Source organism: Enterobacter sp. CM29, from assembly GCF_013179605.1.
Lineage (GTDB): Bacteria > Pseudomonadota > Gammaproteobacteria > Enterobacterales > Enterobacteriaceae > Enterobacter > Enterobacter intestinihominis.
In genome coordinates this window covers 1-2,496 of the sequence record NZ_JABMCU010000312.1, presented here as the reverse complement: position 1 = coordinate 2,496, position 2,496 = coordinate 1, and the positions used below count along the sequence as shown (strand labels likewise).

At 46.4% G+C, this 2,496-nt stretch carries 3 protein-coding genes and 1 pseudogene; all 4 read left to right on the top strand.

What is annotated here, in order from left to right:
* On the top strand, positions 1-502 hold a 502-nt coding region (locus tag HP459_RS22400; RefSeq protein ID WP_171936870.1), incomplete at its 5' end, for a type IV secretion system protein.
* Positions 503-518: 16 nt separating this feature from the next.
* Positions 519-1,241 carry a VirB8/TrbF family protein gene (locus tag HP459_RS22395; RefSeq protein WP_253939673.1) on the top strand — a complete coding sequence of 241 codons (723 nt, stop codon included), beginning with the start codon at positions 519-521 and terminating at the stop codon, positions 1,239-1,241.
* A 4-nt stretch (positions 1,242-1,245) separates the two neighbouring features.
* Positions 1,246-2,088, top strand: coding sequence for a TrbG/VirB9 family P-type conjugative transfer protein (locus HP459_RS22390; protein WP_171936868.1), 843 nt, complete (start codon positions 1,246-1,248; stop codon positions 2,086-2,088).
* A gap of 2 nt (positions 2,089-2,090) precedes the next feature.
* Positions 2,091-2,496, top strand: a pseudogene (locus HP459_RS22385) (conjugal transfer protein TrbI); the annotation flags it as partial.

Sequence of the window (2,496 nt, the reverse complement as noted above, 5' to 3'; positions counted from 1 at the left end):
AACTATTATTTGGGGAGTGGTATCACTGTTATTGCAAGTTGCTTTCTACCTTGCAGATGTATATGTCACTTTAGGATATGCGCTTGCCAGAATTATTGGTGTGCTGTTTGTACCTTTCCTCGTGGCACCGTGGACACGCCGAATATTTGACGGCTGGGTAAGGTTCTTCGTTGGTTTCGGTGTTTGCGGAATACTGCTACGCCTTACCTGTATCCTCGCAATGCTGGTAATGAAAGCCACAATTAATGTCGCTGGCTCCTTTGAGAATCCAGGCGCTGCACTAATTAACTCAAATTATGACGTTACCGCGCCGCTTGTCGTAGCGGATGACAATATAAGCCTGTTAATTGCAATCATCGCATTCGGCATTATTTCATGCGTAATGATATTCAGTTCGTTTGGCTTCGCCAAAACGCTTGCCGCCGGTGTTGGTAGTGCAAGTAATGCAGTTACCAGCGTTGCTAAATCAGCCGCTGTAAAAGCAGTTGCCGCTCTAATTTAGGTAAATGACTATGCCAATGGATAAGAAAGAAGTAATTAAGAGTAATAGAAGCATTCGACGATCTCGGCTTGCGGTATTACGTACAGACAGAACCTGGCTGATGATTGGTGTAGCCGGTATGTTAGTTCTCAGTCTTTATAATACACATCAAGCTAATCAAGCTGTTGAATCTTCAAAAAACTCTCATGAAGTTGTATGGGTGAAAATGTGGGCTGATGGTTCAACTACCGTTCAGCCATTTAATCCAGAAGATGAACAACCTATTTATATCCGTGCAATAAATGCAGGTCTGAACTCGTTTATTACTTCTCGCTTTCAAGTTCATCCTGAAACTGTCAGGCAAGACTATGCCGAAGCGGGTGTTTTTATGGGGGATGCGTTGTTCACTGAGTTTACCGATCAGAACGCATTCAACGCGGCTCAGAAAGCATCTGATATTGCGAATAATCCAGACAAGCAAGATCGCGTTGATATTTCTAATATCAAACTCGACCACTACGATCAGATTAGCGGTGATTTCTCTGGTGAGAAAAAGCCAATTGTCAGGACAACAATTACATGGGATGAAACTAAATATCGTCCTGGAGGACAACTTAGTAAAAACAATACCACAACCCGCATGATGCGAATTACCTGGACTGTTATGGACAGGAAAAACATTAGTGAAAAAAGCAATAGCTGGCTGAATATCAACCCGCTTGGACTCGTTATTTTGTCAAAACAAGAACTGGATAGGTAAGAAAATGAAACTGAAAAAAACACTCACTCTTTCATCTGTGGCGCTGGTTGCTACCCTTGCCTATTCCGCCAGCTCATTAGCGGAGCAGTGCAAGCTGGTTAACTGGAAAGAAAACATGGTTCTTCGAGTTAATTCTGCGCTGTATCTCGGTACGCGAGTTCAATTACCCGAAGGCACACAGATTGTTACCGCAGAACCGCGCAACAGTAACTTATTATGGGATGTTGCCGGTGCTGCTAACCAAATTTTGATCCGCCCTACTTCGGATGAACCAGGTGGAGAGAAAACAATGGCAACGGTGTTTCTTTCTAACGGAAAAGCTCTCGACATTGAGGGAACCCGTGTTCCCTCTTCCCGCAATCAGCCCTGTGTAGTTATTCGCGGCAGTAACGGCGATATTCTGAGTCGCGCAGATCGCACCGCTATTAATGCTTACTCGTCAGCAGGTCGGGCTAACGCTAGTGATATGCGTAACCAGCTAAACGAAATGAGAATGAGCGCCGACACTGATAAGCGTCAGGCTGTTTACGATGCGCTGCGCAAATATCGCTATCACATTTACACCCGTTATAACTGGAGCACTGGTAAGGGTTTTGCGGGTAAAAATATTGTCGCGGATGTATACGACGATGGTCGCTTTACCTATATCCGTCTGTCTCAGCCTAACCGTGGCCTGATGGCTGTACAGGCCGAAGTAGGTGGAAAAAAGGCGATAGTACCGACCAAGTACGATGATGCTTACGCTATTTACTCTATGACCGGTATTTACCCGAAATTTACGTTAACGCTCGATGGCGTGGAGCTGGAAATCGAACGTGCTGATAACGCGACTAACGGGGAATCCTGATTATGGAAGAACGTCAGAAGCGCGTTGAGGAGAAGCCCGCAACGTACAGAAAAAAAGGTCAGACCTACCTGATTGCCTCCGTTGGCCTGATCGCATTGTTACTGCTTGCGAATATGATTTACAACATCGCTACCCGTAAAAGCAAAGATGATGAAAAGCCCGTAGAACAGCCAGCCGCGAATGCCCAGGGTGCTGACAACGACCCTGATCGCTTTCAGCAGCTTCTGAATAACCGCAGGGCAAAGCAGCAGGAAGAGGCGGCGGCAACGCCGCCTAAGAGTCCTTTTGACCGTCAGCTTAAATCCAGCCAGCAATCTGGCAGCGGAGCCGGAGCCGCTAACGGAGCAGGTAACGCGCTGGGTGGCGAACGTGCGGAAACAGTCGAAGATCGCCAGAAAAAGCTGATTG

What these genes read in the sequence shown, in the direction of transcription:
- HP459_RS22395 (WP_253939673.1), top strand. Translation starts at nt 519, where the DNA reads ATGGATAAGAAAGAAGTAATTAAGAGTAATAGAAGCATTCGACGATCT.
- HP459_RS22390 (WP_171936868.1), top strand. Translation starts at nt 1,246, where the DNA reads ATGAAACTGAAAAAAACACTCACTCTTTCATCTGTGGCGCTGGTTGCT.